Here is a 15,492-nt window from a genome sequence, read left to right on the forward strand (position 1 = left end):
GGTCTTGCCGCGCCCCGCCCGCTGGCGCAGGATGCCGCGATGACCGGACACGAACGCTCGCCCGCGCTGCCCGCCTGCGTTGTCAACTGCTTCCACTACGATGGCAGCGGCGAACGCCATCCGCTCGCGCTGGAGGCCATCAGCGACGTGCTCGCGGCGGACGACGGCGGCTTCGTCTGGCTCGGTCTGTTCGAGCCGGAAGACACCGTGCTCGACAAGCTGCAGGAGGAGTTCGGCCTGCACGACCTGGCCATCGAGGACGCGCACAAGGCGCACCAGCGGCCGAAGATCGAGGCCTACGGCAATTCGCTGTTCATCGCGGTCAACACCGCGCAGATGGTCGGCGAGCGCATCGTCTACGGCGAGACCCACGCCTTCCTCGGGCCGCGCTTCCTGATCACCGTGCGCCACGGCGCCTCGCTTTCCTACGCGCCGGTCCGTGCCCGGGTGGAGCGCGAACCCGAACTGCTGGCCCTGGGCGCCTCCTACGGGCTCTACGCGGTGCTCGACCAGATCGTCGACAACTACCTGCCGATCGCGCAGCAGTTCAAGGACACCCTGCTGCTGCTGGAGAAGGACGTCTTCTCCGACACCTACCGCCGCGAGACCATCGTGCGCCTCTACGACCTCAAGCGCGAACTCACCTACATGCGGATGTCGGTGGCGCCGCTGCAGGACGTGCTGTCGCAGCTGGTGCGCACCAGCAGCCCGTTGATCCACGACCAGGAGGTGCGGCTGTACCTGCGCGACGTGCTCGACCACGCGGTCCGGGTCAACGATTCGATCGACGCCCTGCGTGACATGCTCGGCACCGCGCTGAGCGTCAACCTTTCGCTGGTCACCCTGCAACAGGGCGAGACGGTGAAGAAGCTGGGTGCCTGGGCGGCGCTGCTGGCGGCGCCGACCCTGATCGCGAGCTGGTACGGGATGAACTTCCGGGGCATGCCAGAGCTCGACGCGCGCTACGCCTATCCGCTGCTGGTCGGCGTGGTCGCGGTCGTCTGCGGCCTGCTGTACCGGCTGTTCAAGCGCGCCCGCTGGCTGTGACCGCAAGCCGATCCCCGCCCGGCCGACCGAAGCTGGCCGGCTCGCCGCACCCGGAAACCATCGCCAGCTCCAGCCGCGCCGCCCGCGGCCTTCGCGGCCATGGGCCGCTCCTACGGGCAGTGCAGGCGATCCGTAGGAGCGTGCCATGCACGCGAACGCCGGCGTGGTAGGCCACGCCCGCAATCATCGCCAACCGGACCGGAGTTCCCTGCGGCGTTCGCGGCCATCGGACGCTCCTACCGGGCATGCCGGCCCTCCGTAGGAGCGTGCCATGCACGCGAAAGCCCGCGCGGCCAGCCACAACCGGAATCACCGCCAACCGGACCGGCCCCTCCCCCGGGGCTTTCACCAGCGGGGGCGCCAACGTCGCCGGGCGACCCCCAGGCGACTACAGCCGCCGCGCGAACGCCTCCAGCGCCTCCAGCCCGACCACGTCGCCCGCAAGCAGCGGCAGTTCCTGCAGCGGCAGCTCGGGCAGCGCCCGCCGCAGGTGCGCGAGGTGCACTGCTTCCTGTCCATGGCGCCCGGCGAGGAACTCGCCGGCATCGGCGGGCGAGCGCTTGTTCACCACCAGCCCGCCCACCTGCACGCCGGCGCGCCGCAACTGCGCGTGCAGTTCGATGGTTTCGAGCACCGGCAGGCGCTCGGCGGCGAGCACGATCACGAACGCGGTGAGCGCGGGGTCGGCCAGTGCCGCGCGCAGGCGCTCGAAGCGGTGCCGCCGACGGTGCAGCACCTGGCGGATGCGCTGGTCGCGATCGCGACCGGTGTCGCCGCGCGTGCCGCCCAGCGCGCGCTCGGCGACGCCGTCGTCGGCACCGAGGTTGCGCATCGCGGCGCCGAAGCGCTCGCTGCGCTCCTGGCGACGCAGCAGGCCTTCGGTCCAGGCCGACATCATCTCCGGCAGCGCCATCAGCCGCGCGGTGTGCCCGGAGGGCGCGGTATCGAAGACCAGCAGGTCGTCCCCGCATAGCCCCTCGTCCACCAATTCGGCGATCCGCTCCAGCAGCGCCGCTTCATGCATGCCGGGCGCATCCCGCGACAGCGCCAGGTGCCGGTCGACCTCACCGGCGAGGTGCGGCGGCATCAGCTGGCGCAGCGCCGCGCCGACCTCCTCCAGATGCGCACGCACCGTCGCGTCCGGATCGATCTCCAGGGCGTCCAGATTGGCCGCCACGCGCACCCGGGCGGGACCGATCTCCCGCTGCCAGAGGTGCCCCAGGTTGTGCGCGGGATCCGTCGAGACCAGCAGCACCCGGCGGCCGGCGCGCGCCTGGGCCAGCGCCAGCGCCGAGGCCACGGTGGTCTTGCCCACCCCGCCCTTGCCGCCGAGGAACAGCACCCGGCGCGACGCCGCCAGCGTCAGCAGCACGAGACATGGTCCAGCGGCGAGCGCTCCATGCCCATGCGCCGGTGCCAGTCGTGGAAACGCTCGTACATCGCCGGCATCAGTTCCAGCGTGTAGTAGGTGGCCGGGTTGGGCACGCCGAGCGATTCGGCGAACACGATCATCATGAACAGGTCGTCCTGGTCGCGCCGGGCGCGCGCGAAGGCGCGCCGGTACGGGGCCATGTAGAACTCGCGCAGCCCCGCACCGAACCGGGCCAGGACGGAATCGCCGTCCTTGCCGCCGTCGCTGCGGTCGTCGTCCGCCACGGCCGACGCCTCAGGCGCCGGCCGGGTCGGTCTCACCCGCGGCATCGCGTCCCTTGGCCATGGCGATCCCCGCCTCCAGCGTGACCCACAGGGCGGCCACCAGGATCACGACATCCATGCCCAGCAGCAGCCAGTTGCCGTCGGCATGGAAGGTGCGCAGCTGCACCACCAGGGCGTACAGCGACATCACCAGCAGGAACACCAGCGGCACCATGGTGAAGACCGGATTGCGGCCCTTCTTGATCAGGATCACCGAGACGATCGCCAGGGTCAGCGCCGCCAGCAGCTGGTTGGTGGTGCCGAACAGCGGCCAGATCACCATGCCGCCGGCGCCGTCGGCGCCGGCACCGAACGCCAGCGCCATGCACACCACCAGCGCCAGCACCGTGCCGACCAGGGTGTTGATCTTGAACCCGGCCAGTTCGCCAGCCTCCTGCACCACGAAACGCTGCAGGCGCAGTCCGGTGTCCATGGTGGTGGCCGCGAACAGGATCGCCATCGTCGCCAGCATGGTCGAGCCGAGGTTCTGCGGCAGCCCCAGGCCCCGCGAGATCAGCGCTTCGCCGCCGTTGACGAACGCGGTGACGTTGCCGGCGCCGAACTTGTTGTAGACCTCCTGCCAGTCGACCAGGGTGGCGAAGCCGGCGGTGCAGCAGATGATCGCCGCCAGCGAGAGCATGCCCTCGCCGACCGCGCCGAAATAGCCGACGAAGCGCGCGTCGGTTTCCTTGTCGAGCTGCTTGGAGGTGGTGCCGGAGGCGACCATGCCGTGGAAGCCAGAGATCGCGCCGCAGGCGATGGTGACGAACAGCAGCGGTACCAGGCTCGGGGTGCCGGCCGGCACCGCGTCGTTGAACGCAGGGGCCACCACCGTAGGCGAGGCGATCAGCACCGCCGCGTACAGGATCCCCAGGCCCAGGAACAGCTGCAGGCCGTTGATGTAGTCGCGCGGCTGCAGCAGCACCCAGACCGGCAGCAGCGAGGCCACGCCCGCGTACAGGAACAGCAGCACGATCCAGAACGATTTCGCGCTCAGGCCCAGCACCGTCTCCGGCAGCGAGACGGGATACACGCTGCCGACCCAGATCAGCGCGTACAGCACCGCCACCCCGCCGATCGACGGCCAGAGCAGGCCCGCACGATAGCGGTAGATCAGCTGGCCGATCACCAGCGCCACCAGGATCGCGCCCCACACCGGGATCACCGAGGTCGGCGTGGAGACCAGCAGGTTGGCGATCACCACCGCGAACGCCGCGTTGACCATCAGCAGCAGCAGGAAGATCACCACCAGGAACAGGTTGCGGCCGCGGCGGCCGATGTAGCTGCCGCTGAGCATGCCCATGGACTGGCCCTTGTTGCGCACGCTGGCCCACAGCGCGCCGAAGTCGTGCACGCCGGCGAAGAACACCGTGCCCAGCACCACCCACAGGAACGCGGGCCCCCAGCCCCAGATCACCGCGATCGCCGGGCCGACGATCGGCGCGGCGCCCGCCACCGAGGTGAAATGGTGGCCCCATAGCACGAAGCGGTTGGTCGGCACGTAGTCGACGCCGTCGCGCATCGTGTGCGCGGGGGTGCGGAAGTCCGCTTCGAGCCGGTAGATCTTCTCGGCGATGAACTTCGAATAGAACGCGTAGCCCAGCGCCATCGCGGCGAGGCCGACGAGCAGCAGTACGATCGCATTCACCCTGGCGTCTCCCGTGGTCCCGGCCCGGCGCCGGCCTCGGGGCAGCATGAAAGCTGCAGCCGCGGAATGGAAGGTTCGGCCCCGCCGCCGGGCGGCGGATTGCGACTAAAGTCGTAAGCGGTCCAAGGCTCAGCCGGCCATGAACCGCAGCAGCAGGCCGGTGATATAGGCGCAATAGGTGCCCAGCGCATAACCCAGCACCGCCAGCAGCACGCCGACCGGCGCCAGCGCGGGATGGAACGCCGCGGCGACCACCGGGGCCGAGGCGGCGCCGCCGATATTCGCCTGGGAACCCACCGCCAGGAAGAACAGCGGAGCGCGGATGAGCTTGGCCACCAGCAACAGCAGCCCGGCATGCACCAGGATCCAGATCAGCCCCAGCAGGAACAGCCCCGGCCGCTCCAGCAGCGCGCCCAGGTCCATCTGCATGCCGATGGTGGCGATCAGCACGTACAGCATCGCCGAGCCGACCCGCGAGGCGCCGGCCCCCTCCAGCCCCCGTGCCGGGGTGAAGCTCAGGACCAGCCCGATGGTGGTGGCGAAGACCACCAGCCAGAAGAAACCGGAGGTGAGGCTGTAGTCCTCGAGGTTCCACTGCGCGGGCAGCGAAGCGATCCATGCCACCAGTGGCTCCGACAGGAAGTGCGCCAGCCCGGTAGCGCCCAGTCCGACCGCCAGGATCACCATCAGGTCGCCGAGGTCCGGGATGCGCGAATGCTGCGCCTGGAACGCCTCGATGCGCCGCTTGAGATCGTCGATGGCCGAGGTATCGGCACGGGTCCAGCGGTCGAACGCCACCGCGCGCGGCGCCAGGAACAGCAGCACCGCCAACCACAGGTTGGCGAGCAGCACGTCGACCGCGACGAACTGGCCGAACAGGTTTTCGTCGACCTCGAACACCTCCTTCATCGCCGCCTGGTTGGCGCCGCCGCCGATCCAGCTGCCGGCCACCGTGGTCAGCCCGCGCCAGGTCTCTCCGGCCACCACGCCGGGCGCGATCACCCCCATCGCCGCGAACGCGACCAGCGCGCCCAGCATCACCCCCGCGGTGCCGGTGAGGAACATGATCACCGCCTTCGGGCCCAGTCGCAGTACTGCGCCGAGGTCGATCGCGATGCACAGCAACACCAGCGAGGACGGCAGCAGGTAGTCGCGCGCCACCGGGTACAGGGCGGAGGCCTCGCCGTCGATGAGGCCGAAGCTGTTGTAGACCGCCGGCAGCAGGTAGCACAGCAGCAGCGCCGGCACGTAGGTATAGAACTTCGCCCAGAACCCGCTGCTGCGCGAGGCGGTCCAGAACACCGCGCCCAGGGTCGCGGCCAGCAGCCCCATGACGACCGCGTCATTGGTGATCAGGGCGGTGGAAGTCTCGTCCATCAGGCGCTCCGGGCGGATCGGTTTGGAAGGTGTTCGCCAGCGGCGGCCGCGCGCGGCGCACGGGGACCGGGCCGGCACGCCCCGCCGAATGCCGTCGGGGCGCCGGACACGGCGGGCGTTGCGGCCGTCACTGGCCGAGGTGCCGCTTCAGCCAGTCGTTGACGGTGCGGTGCCAAAGCACGCTGTTGTTCGGCTTGAGTACCCAGTGGTTCTCGTCCGGAAAGTACAGCAGCTTCGATTCGATGCCGCGGCGCTGCAGCGCGGTGAACGCCATCAGCCCCTGGTCGACCGGTACCCGGTAGTCCTTCTCGCCCTGCACCACCAGCATCGGCACCCGCCACTGGTCGACGTGCCGGACCGGGTTGAACTTCTCGTAGGCCTCCATGCGCTCGTACACCGGGCCGCCGTTCTCCCACTCGGTGAACCACAGTTCCTCGGTCACGTAGCCCATCGAGCGGGTGTCGAACACGCCGTCGTGGTTGACCAGGCACTTCCAGGGCTCGTTCCAGGTGCCGGCGATCCAGTTGACCATGTAGCCGCCGTAGCTGGCCCCGAGCGCGCAGGCCCGGTCGCCGTCGAGGAACTCGAACTCGTGCTGCGCGGCGGCCCAGCCCTTCTGCAGATCCTCCAGCGGCTTGCCGCCCCAGTCGCCGCTGATCGAGTCGGTGAAGGCCTGGCCGTAGCCGGTGGAGCCGTGGAAATCGATCATTACCACCGCGTAGCCCTGCCCGGCATAGGTCTGCGGGTTCCAGCGGTAGCTCCAGCCGTCGCCGAAGCTGCCCTGCGGGCCGCCGTGGATCAGGAACGCGACGGGATAGCGCTCGCCTTCGCGATAGTTCCACGGCTTGACCACGTAGCCGTGTACGGTATCCCCGCCGGCGCCGCGGAAGTCGAACTGCTGGTATTCGCCGAAGCGCACCTCGGGCAGGCGCTCGGCCGCGGTCGGGGTGATCTGGCGCGGGTTCGCGCCGTCCGGCGCGGCGGTGTACAACACGTCGCCGCTGCGCAGCGAGTTGCGGGTGAAGGCGAGGGTGTCGCCGGCCAGCTGGTAGGACGAGACGGTGCCGCCGGCGACCAGCTGCGCGACCTCGCCGCTGGCCACGTCGATGCGAAACAGCGGGTACTGGCCGGTGTCCTGCGCCGCCGCGTACAGGGTGCCGTCCGCGCCCGGCGCCAGGCCGCTCGGCGAACGGTCCCAGTCCGGAGCGATCTCGCGCACCTCGCCGCTGGCCAGGTCCATGGCCATCACCGCGAACCGGTCGGCCTCGAAGCCGGGGCGCGCCATCGCACGGTAGAACAGGGTACCGCCGTCGGCGCTGAACACCGGGCCGGCATCCCAGGCCGGGTTGTCGGCGGTGAGATTCTCGGGTGGCCGGCTGCCGCCGGCGTCGAGGCGGTAGAGATCGAAGTTGGTGGACCACGGCTCCTCGCGCCCGGCCACCTTGACGCTGGCAACCACCGAGCCGCCATCCGGCGCCCAGGCATAGTCGTCGGCACTGCCGAACGGCTTGGAGGGGATGTCGCCGTCCAGCGCCTGGCTCAGCGCGATCGCGCCGGCGCCCTGCGCCGGCGCCGCGCCGGCCGCCGGCAGCTCGGCGGCGTACAGGCGGCTGCGGCGCCCGTCCTTCCAGGTATCCCAGTGGCGCACGAACAGGGTGTCGTATACCACCCCGCTGGTCTTGTCGTTCTCGCGCCGGTCGAGTTCGGCCTTGGTGCAGGCGAAGACGTCGCCATCGGAGGCGTCTGCGCAGTCGGCGAAGGTCTCGGCGCTGAAGGCGATCCGGGTCCCGTCCGGCGAGAGCCGGTAGCTGCCGATATCGAGCGCGAAGCCGGTGAGCTGCCGGGGCTCGCCGCCGGCCGCCGGGATCGCGTAGAGCTGCTGGGTTCCACCCTTCCCGCTGAGGAAGTACACGGTGCCGCCGTCGGGCGAGAACGCCGGCGAATTGACGTTCCAGCCTTCCGGGGTCAGCCGCCGCGGCGGCGCCAGGTCGCGGGTGCGCAGGTCGCGCAGGTACAGCGCGCTGCTGGCCTTGTCCGCGGCGTAGTCGACGGTGCGCTCGGCGAACACCACGCGGCCGCCGTCGGGCGACAGCACCGGGGACGAGACGCGCGGCAGGGTGGCCAGATCGCGGGCCTCCAGACCCCGCTGCGCCGTCGCGACCGACGGCAGGGCGGCAAGCAGGCACAGCGGCAGCAGGGCGGTTCGCAGGGTCATGAGGGTCTCCGGAGCAGGCAAGCGCCCGATGGTAGCCGATGCCGCCGCCTCGGCGCGGTCCCGACGCATGGCGTCTGCACCGGCGTCCGCCCTCTCCCGCCAGGCCCACCGGGGCATGTCGATCGCGATTGCCGTCCATCGGGACCGCAACGCGGATCAGCGTGGCGCCGGTCCCGCCCCGCCGATATGACGGGCGAGGAACTCCAGCAGCCGCGAGTAGAACTCATGCCTGTGTTCCTCGGTATAGAAGCCGTGCCCCTCATTGGGGAAGTAGAGCGTTTCCACCGGCACGCCGGCCTGGACCAGCGCGCGTTCCATCATGGTGCTGTGCTCGATGGGCGCGACCAGATCCTCTCCTCCGGCCGCCAGCAACACCGGCACCGAGATCCGGTCGGCGATGCGATTGGGCGAGGCGGCGGCAAGCAGCTCGCGGTCGTCGCCCATCCATTCTTCGCTCCAGGTCCTGGCCCACCGGCCGTTCCGGCCCAGATCGCCGCGCCGCTTGGGCAGGTCATAGATGCCGACGTAGCCGACCGCGCAGCGGTACAGTTCCGGCTCCTTGGCCACGCCCATCAGCGCGGCATACCCGCCATAGCTGGCGCCGTAGATGCAGATGCGCTCCGGATCGGCGATTCCCTCGTCGATCGCCCAGCGGGTGGCATCGGTCAGGTCGTCCTGCATCGCCCCACCCCACTGGCGCGCGCCGGAGAGTTCGAAGCGGCGACCGTAGTTGCCGGAGCCACGGTAGTTGACGCGCAGCACCGCATAACCCGCCGACGCCAGCAGCTGGGTATCCTCGTCGAACCCCCATTCGTCGAAGATCCCGTACGGCCCGCCGTGCGGCATCACCACCAGCGGCAGGCCGGCGCCTTCGGATCCGCCCGGGAACGTCAGGAAGCCGTGCAGTTTGGTGCCGTCGCGCGCATCGAGCTCGATGCCGCGCATCGAGGACATTCGCTGCGGGTCGATGCGTTCGCGGCGGGCAAGAACGAAATCGGCCTTCTTGTCGACCGAGTCGAACACGTAGAAGCTGCCGGGATCGACATCGCTGCGGGTCAGCAGCAGCTGATAGCGTCCGTCGTCCGTGGCTGAAGCGATCTCGATGCGGTTCCCGGGGAATGCCGCTTCCAGGCTGCGGTAGAGCCGGGCATCCGCGGATTGCTCGTCGAAGAACGCAAGCCTGGGGCGGGCGCCAGAGTAGCGCACGCCGATCGGCGTATGCCAGCCGTTCCTGTAGATCGGGATGGGGTCCACGACGGGGTCACGCAGGATCTCGCGGCGTTCGCCGGTCGCCACGTCGAAGGCGACGATCGCGTCCGGACCTTCCGGCTGCTGGACACGCAGGTAGGCGGTGGCGTCGTCGTCGGAGAACCCCAGCGGGGTTTCCACGCGATGGCTGGTGCGTTCGTCGTTCACCAACTGCCACTCGGCGTCGTCGTTCTCGCGATAGTAGGTGCGCGAGACATTGTCGGTCCCGGTGCCCTCGGCGAAGCGCACCAGCCCCCGATGATCGGTAACGAAGCCGGCGAAACTCACCGGCGCATGGGTCACCGTGCTTCGGCGGCCGGTATACACGTCCATCCGCTCCACTCGGGTACTCGGATGGTACGTGAGCGGATGCACCGAGATCAGGACCGTACGGTCGTCTCCAGGCAAGGGATCGATAAGATACGCGGCCACGGGCTCCTCGCGCTTCCCCGGGCGGATCCGGGTCCCGGTCTGCTGCGTCTGCACCCGCCACCCGACCAGCAGCTCGCGTTGGCCGCCGTTGGCGTTCATCGCGTACAGCTCTCCGGTCGGCAGCGGATCGTCCCGGGTTCCGAAGCTCTCCGAGACGGCGATCAGCACCCGTTCCGGATTGACCCACCAGTAGTCCCCGACATGGGTGTCGCGGCTGAAGCGGAAACTCGCGGTCATCTGTCGATCGCTGCGCCGGATGACGACGAGACCGGTCTGATCCCCCATCGGCACCGACGCCGCATAGTACTCGCCGGTCGGCGAAAGCTTGATGTCGCGGAACCCATCCTGCGCCACGTATGGTTCCACATCGACCTGAGCGGCAACAGTGGCCGGCAGCAGCCCGACCGCCAGCAAGCCGAGCAGGGCAGTGGCCCGGAACGTCCTCATCGGAATCCCCCTTCCTGATTGTCCCCATGCCGAGCCTGCGCGGCGCCGGCGCGCCTACTATCACCGATCGCGACGGCGGCGCAAACCCCGGTCGCCGGCGGCCCGGGGCGATCTATCGGTAGCCGATCATTACCGCCACCACCAGCGCGACCGACGCGGCGATGGTGAGTTTCACCAGCAGCGGCCAGACGAAGCGGAACCAGCGGTCGTAGGGAATCCCGGCGACGCCCAGAATGCTCATCAGCACGACGTTGGTCGGCACGATCATGTTGGAGAAGCCATCCCCGAACTGGTAGGCGAGCACCGAGACCTGGCGGCTGACTCCGACCAGGTCGCCGAGCGGCGCCATGATCGGCATGGTCACGAACGCCTGGCCGCTGCCCGATGGAATGAACAGGTTGAGCACCGTCTGCACCAGCAGCATGCCGACCACCGCGATCTCCGCGCCGACCATCGTCAGCGGCGCCGCCAGGGCGTCGACGATGGTATGGAGCACGCGGCCGTCCTCGAGCAGCAGCGCGATCGAGCGCGCGAAGCCGATCAGCAGCGCGGTTCCGGCCAGCTCTGCCGCGCCCTCGGCGAAGCGCCGCGCGCTGCCGTCCGCGCCGAGACCGCCGGCCAGGCCGACGAAGATCGCCAGCCCCAGGAACAGCGCGCCCAGTTCGACCAGGTACCAGCCGCGCGCGGTGATGCCCCAGACCATCAGCCCCAGCGTGACCAGCGTGGCCAGCAGCAGCACCAGCTTGCGGCCGCCGAGCGGCGGATACTCGGTCGGCGGGACGTGCTTGACCTCGATCCCCTTCATCAGGCTGGCGTCCGGGTCGTTTCTCACCCGGCGCGCGTAACTCCAGACGTGGTGCACGCCGATGGCGACGAACGGCACGAACAGCGCCAGCCGGTATTCCCAACCCGAGGTCGGCTCCAGTCCCGCCACGCCCTGGGCGATGATCACGGTGAAAGGATTCAGCGCCGCCACCCCGTAGCCGATGCCGTAGCCGCAGATCATGATGCCCATCGCGGTCATCACGTCCATGCGCATGGCGAGGCAAAGCGCGATCAGCATCGCCGCGAACGGGATGTACTCCTCGGCGACGCCGATCGTGCCCGATCCGAGCGCGAACACGCCCATGCCGATCACGATCAGCAGTCCGGGGCTGTGGCCGACCCGCTTCAGGATCCAGCCCAGCACCGCGTCGATCAGGCCGCTGGCGCGCAGCACCGCGATCGCGCCACCGACGATCAGCACGAAGAAGATGATGTCCTGCGCCGCCGCCAGCGCCCTCGGCACCACGGTGAACAGCGCCAGCGGCGAGAGTACCGTCCGCTCCTCGACCTCGGCATAGGTGCCCGGCACGACCAGGGCGTGGCCCTTGGCGTCCTCGACGGTGCGGAATTCGCCCTGCGGCAGGACCCAGGTGGAAACCAGCGCCAGGATCATCATCGCGAACAGCAGCACCAGGGTGTGGGGAACGCGCAGGAATCGGGGCATCGGCGAAGGTCCGCGGGACTCGGCTGCAGTATAGGCGCCGGGCGCCCTGGCCCGGAACCGCCGCATCCGGATCGCCGCCTCCCGGACCGGGGGGCGTGCCGGCGCCGGGGCCGTTGGCGGCGGCGCCGCAGTGTTTCCCCCTCGCTGAGTCTTGGCCCGACTCGGACCCTATGGCCGATGCTCCCCCGTGGGGAGCACCTAGGCCCCGCCCGGCTCCAGCAGGCGTGGGCCGGGGCCTTCCCAGCCCAGCTCGTCGGCGGGATTGCGCAGCGGACAGGCTTTCAGGGAAAGGCAGCCGCAGCCGATGCAGCCGTCCAGCTGGTCTCGCAACCGGATCAGCCTGGCGATGCGATCGTCGAGCTCGGCGTGCCAGCGCCTGGACAGCCGGCGCCAGTCCGCCGCGGTGGGCGTGCGCCGTTCCGGCAGCGTTTCCAGCGCCTCGCGCACCTCCGCCAGCGGCACCCCGGCGCGCTGCGCGACCTTGATCACCGCCACCCGCCGGAGCACGTCGCGGGTGTAACGGCGCTGGTTGCCGGCGGTGCGCAGGGCATGGATCAGCCCTTTCTTCTCGTAGAAATGCAGCGCGGAAACCGCCACGCCGCTGCGGGCGGCCACCTCGCCCACGGTCAGTTCGCGGCGCATTCCCGCGGAGGCCGGCTGCCGGCGCATGTCGATCCTTGATCTGAAGGTTGGTTGAGGTTTTACCCTGCCCGTCACCGTTCTGCAACGAGAAGCGCCATGCCATCCGCCCCACCCCGCGATCCGACGCCCGCATCCGCCGCGACCGGCAGGCGGGCATTGAGGCGCGACATGCGCGACACTTCCACGCCTCCACGCGCGCGCTCCGGCTCGGCAGCGCGCGCGCTCCGCATCCCGGGATCACGCATGTTCCGCTGGTTCGAAACCCGCCTCGACCCCTTCCCGCCGACTCCCGCGACCCAGCCGCCGCAGTCGCTGGTCGCCTTCTGCCGCCACTACACCCGCGGCGCGGAGAAATGGCTGCTGCTGATGGCGCTGCTCAGCACCGCGATCGCGGTCGCCGAGGTCTCCCTGTACGCCTTCAGCGGGGCGCTGGTCGACCGCCTGGGCGCGCATACGCCGGCGACCTTCCTCGCCGCCGAGGGCGCGTGGCTGGGGTTGATGGCGGTACTGGTGCTGGTGGTGCTGCCGGCGCTCAATCTGCTCTCCTCGCTGGTGATCCACCAGACCCTGCTCGGCAACTACCCGATGCGGATCCGCTGGAACGTGCACCGCTATCTGCTGCGCCAGTCGATGGGCTATTTCCAGGACGAGTTCGCCGGCCGCATCGCCACCCGCCTGATGCAGACCTCGCTGGCGGTACGCGAGACCGTGGTCAAGCTGCTGGACGTCGGCACCTATGTGCTGGTCTATCTGGGCGGGGCGCTGGTGCTGGCGGCCTCGTCGGACTGGCGGCTGATGCTGCCGTTCGCCGGCTGGATCGCGGCCTACGCCGCGCTGATGTGCCATTTCCTGCCGCGCATGAGCCTGGTCGCGCGCAGCCAGGCCGACGCACGTTCGATGATGACCGGCCGCATCGTCGACAGCTACACCAACATCGCCACCGTCAAGCTGTTCTCGCATTCGCAGCGCGAGCAGGCCTATGCGCGCGAGGCGATGGACGGGTTCCTCGCCACCGTGCACCGGCAGATGCGCCTGGTGACCACGGTCAACGTCGCCAACGACGCGCTGAACATGCTGCTGCTGTTCGCCGTGGCGGCGCTCGGCCTGTGGCTTTGGCACGCCGGTGCCGTCAGCATCGGCGCCATCGCGGTGGCGGTGGCGCTGGTGCTGCGGATGATGGGGATGTCGCAGTGGATCATGTGGGAGTTGTCGGCGCTGTTCGAGAACGTCGGCACGGTGCGCGACGGGATCGGCTCGATCTCGCTGCCGCCGACGGTGGACGATGCGCCCGGCGCGCCCGCCGCGGCGCGCGCACGCGGCGACATCCGCTTCGAGGGCGTCAGCTTCCACTACGGCAAGGGCGGCGGCGTGATCGAGGCGCTGGACCTGCACGTGCGCCCCGGCGAGAAGCTCGGCGTGGTCGGCCGCTCCGGCGCAGGCAAGTCGACCCTGGTCAACCTGCTGCTGCGGTTCCACGACCGCGAGCGCGGCCGGATCTCGATCGACGGGGTCGACGTCGCCAGCGTGGAGCAGGATTCGCTGCGTGCGCAGATCGGCGTGGTCACCCAGGACACCTCGCTGCTGCACCGGTCGGTGCGCGAGAACATCCTCTACGGCCGTCCCGGCGCCACCGAGGCGGAGATGATCGAAGCAGCCAGGCAGGCGCGCGCGCACGACTTCATCCTCGGGCTGTCCGACGCAGCCGGCCGGCGCGGCTACGATGCCCATGTAGGCGAACGCGGGGTGAAGCTCTCCGGAGGCCAGCGCCAGCGCATCGCCATCGCCCGGGTGCTGCTGAAGAACGCGCCGATCCTGGTGCTCGACGAGGCCACCTCGGCGCTCGACTCCGAGGTGGAGGCTGCGATCCAGGAGAACCTGGCCACGCTGATGCAGGGCAAGACCGTCATCGCCATCGCCCATCGGCTGTCGACCATCGCGGCGATGGACCGGCTGATCGTGATGGAGCAGGGCCGGATCGTCGAGGAAGGGCCGCATGCCGCGCTGGTCGCGGCCGGCGGCATCTACGCGCAACTGTGGCGGCGTCAGTCCGGCGGGTTCATCGACTGTCCGCCGGCATCGGCCTCCACCGCGTCGTCCCCGGCTTCCGTCTCCGCCGAGCCGGACGCATCCTCGGAAGCGGAGGGTTCCCGGACCGGTGGCGCCAACGGCGAGAACACCAGGTCGGCGGCCGAATCGAACTCGGAAAGCGGGCTCTCGGCCGGGCAGGTCTCGTCCGGAAAGCCGTAGTTCCGGCGCAGACTGAGACCGCAACTGCTGAGCGCCTCCAGCTCCGTGTCGGGGGCCTTGCAACGCGAGTCGAAGGCGCGCGCGAACGCGTCGCGGCGGCGCACGAAATCCTCCCCGCACTTGCGCATCAGGCGCAGGCGGTCCAGATCGTCCTGGGCGGGATTGACCCCATCCAGGCCGTACAGCTGCAGTTCGCCGACGGTGAGCAGCCGCAGGTTGCGGTTGGGCACCGCCATCATCAGGTCGGCGATGGCCACCGCGACGCCATTGCGCTCGAGGTAGGCTTTCACCCGGTCGTAGACCACGCGCAGCTCGGCGTTGAGTTCGGCGCGGGTGGTCGCGGTCGAGCTCATCCGGATGATGCGGTGGATGCCGACCTTGCCGGTGATCAGCCGGGTGTCGCCGGCGCCGAGCACGAACACGCAGGCGCTGTGGCAGACTGAACCCTCCCGCACCCAGATGGTCCAGCGCGATTCGGCGATGAAGTCGCCGACCGCCATCGCATCCTCGACCTGGCCGCCGGCCGAGTCGATGTCGAGCACGCGCTTGTCGATGCCCAGCGCGTCGGCGACCTCGGTGACGCGCTCCATCAGCGCGGTGAACTCGGCGGTGATCCTGCCCTGGTAGCGCAGGCGGGTGACGCCGCGCTCCTCGCAGGGCGCCAGCGCCGCGGTCACCGCCTCGCGGTCGAGCTCCTGCAGGGCCCGCCCGTCGCCCTGCTCCAGGTAGTCGAGTTCGCAACTGACCGAGGCGGTGTTCTCCTCCAGGCGCAGCGGCGACCAGTCGATCTCTCGCTCGGCAGGCGGCACCGGGCCCGGCGGCGCCGCTTCGGGCTCGACCGGGGCCACGCTGACCGCGCCCCCCTCGTCGGCGCTGGCGACCTCCTCGGTCTCCACCAGCACCGCCTCGTCCTCGGGCAGCGGCTGGCACCCGGCCAGAACCAGTCCCAGCGCCAGGGTCAGGCAGGTGGCGGTCAGCCGGACGCGCTTGCGCATGTGTCGCACT

General features: G+C 70.0%; 10 protein-coding genes and 1 pseudogene. 2 read left to right on the top strand and 9 right to left on the bottom strand.

Annotated elements, in window-relative coordinates; genetic code table 11:
- Window positions 1–39: 39 nt before the first annotated feature.
- Complete coding sequence (locus tag QFW77_RS12815) at window positions 40–1,047, top strand: magnesium and cobalt transport protein CorA (RefSeq protein ID WP_280575144.1); 1,008 nt, start codon at window positions 40–42, stop codon at window positions 1,045–1,047.
- A 388-nt stretch (window positions 1,048–1,435) separates the two neighbouring features.
- Here the strand turns inward: QFW77_RS12815 and QFW77_RS12820 are convergent, their stop codons facing one another.
- The 8 genes from QFW77_RS12820 to soxR all read right to left on the bottom strand — a co-directional run bounded on the left by QFW77_RS12820 (window position 1,436) and on the right by soxR (window position 12,240).
- The gene (locus tag QFW77_RS12820; RefSeq protein ID WP_280575145.1) at window positions 1,436–2,419 is read right to left on the bottom strand and encodes an ArsA family ATPase; all 984 of its coding nucleotides are present in this window, start codon (window positions 2,417–2,419) and stop codon (window positions 1,436–1,438) included.
- Entirely contained in the window at window positions 2,410–2,703 is a 294-nt protein-coding gene (locus QFW77_RS12825) for a cory-CC-star protein (RefSeq protein WP_280575147.1), read from the bottom strand. Before QFW77_RS12825 ends, QFW77_RS12820 begins: the two co-directional genes overlap by 10 nt.
- Before the next feature lie 10 nt (window positions 2,704–2,713).
- A complete protein-coding gene (locus QFW77_RS12830) occupies window positions 2,714–4,390 on the bottom strand; it encodes a carbon starvation CstA family protein (RefSeq protein ID WP_280575148.1) in 1,677 nt (558 codons plus the stop codon).
- A 129-nt stretch (window positions 4,391–4,519) separates the two neighbouring features.
- Window positions 4,520–5,767: a DUF819 family protein gene (locus tag QFW77_RS12835; protein ID WP_280575150.1), complete on the bottom strand. Its 1,248-nt coding sequence runs from the start codon at window positions 5,765–5,767 to the stop codon at window positions 4,520–4,522.
- Window positions 5,768–5,894: 127 nt separating this feature from the next.
- On the bottom strand, window positions 5,895–7,982 hold the full coding sequence (locus QFW77_RS12840) for a S9 family peptidase (RefSeq protein ID WP_280575151.1): 2,088 nt from the start codon (window positions 7,980–7,982) through the stop codon (window positions 5,895–5,897).
- A 156-nt stretch (window positions 7,983–8,138) separates the two neighbouring features.
- Window positions 8,139–10,109 (bottom strand): alpha/beta hydrolase family protein, encoded by a 1,971-nt coding sequence (locus QFW77_RS12845; RefSeq protein ID WP_280575152.1) that lies wholly within the window; start codon window positions 10,107–10,109, stop codon window positions 8,139–8,141.
- A gap of 112 nt (window positions 10,110–10,221) precedes the next feature.
- Window positions 10,222–11,598 carry a YfcC family protein gene (locus QFW77_RS12850; RefSeq protein ID WP_280575153.1) on the bottom strand — a complete coding sequence of 459 codons (1,377 nt, stop codon included), beginning with the start codon at window positions 11,596–11,598 and terminating at the stop codon, window positions 10,222–10,224.
- A 198-nt stretch (window positions 11,599–11,796) separates the two neighbouring features.
- Window positions 11,797–12,240: a redox-sensitive transcriptional activator SoxR gene (gene soxR, locus QFW77_RS12855; protein ID WP_280575195.1), complete on the bottom strand. Its 444-nt coding sequence runs from the start codon at window positions 12,238–12,240 to the stop codon at window positions 11,797–11,799.
- 243 nt (window positions 12,241–12,483) lie between these two features.
- On the opposite strand from soxR, the pseudogene QFW77_RS12860 reads away from it, so the two are divergent.
- A pseudogene (locus tag QFW77_RS12860) lies at window positions 12,484–14,301 on the top strand (ABC transporter ATP-binding protein); the annotation flags it as partial.
- Here QFW77_RS12860 and QFW77_RS19035 read toward each other — a convergent pair.
- Window positions 14,283–15,482 (bottom strand): COG3904 family protein, encoded by a 1,200-nt coding sequence (locus QFW77_RS19035; RefSeq protein ID WP_331487958.1) that lies wholly within the window; start codon window positions 15,480–15,482, stop codon window positions 14,283–14,285. The pseudogene QFW77_RS12860 and the gene QFW77_RS19035 sit on opposite strands and share 19 nt — an antisense overlap.
- Window positions 15,483–15,492 lie beyond the last annotated feature (10 nt).

Origin of the sequence: Luteimonas endophytica, assembly GCF_029887875.1 — a bacterium.
GTDB classification, from domain to species: domain Bacteria; phylum Pseudomonadota; class Gammaproteobacteria; order Xanthomonadales; family Xanthomonadaceae; genus Luteimonas; species Luteimonas endophytica.

Coding starts and splice junctions, on each gene's coding strand:
- QFW77_RS12815 (WP_280575144.1), top strand. CDS start 40: ATGACCGGACACGAACGCTCGCCCGCGCTGCCCGCCTGCGTTGTCAAC.
- QFW77_RS12835 (WP_280575150.1), bottom strand. CDS start 5,767: ATGGACGAGACTTCCACCGCCCTGATCACCAATGACGCGGTCGTCATG.
- QFW77_RS12840 (WP_280575151.1), bottom strand. CDS start 7,982: ATGACCCTGCGAACCGCCCTGCTGCCGCTGTGCCTGCTTGCCGCCCTG.
- QFW77_RS12845 (WP_280575152.1), bottom strand. CDS start 10,109: ATGAGGACGTTCCGGGCCACTGCCCTGCTCGGCTTGCTGGCGGTCGGG.
- QFW77_RS12850 (WP_280575153.1), bottom strand. CDS start 11,598: ATGCCCCGATTCCTGCGCGTTCCCCACACCCTGGTGCTGCTGTTCGCG.
- soxR (WP_280575195.1), bottom strand. CDS start 12,240: ATGCGCCGCGAACTGACCGTGGGCGAGGTGGCCGCCCGCAGCGGCGTG.
- QFW77_RS19035 (WP_331487958.1), bottom strand. CDS start 15,482: ATGCGCAAGCGCGTCCGGCTGACCGCCACCTGCCTGACCCTGGCGCTG.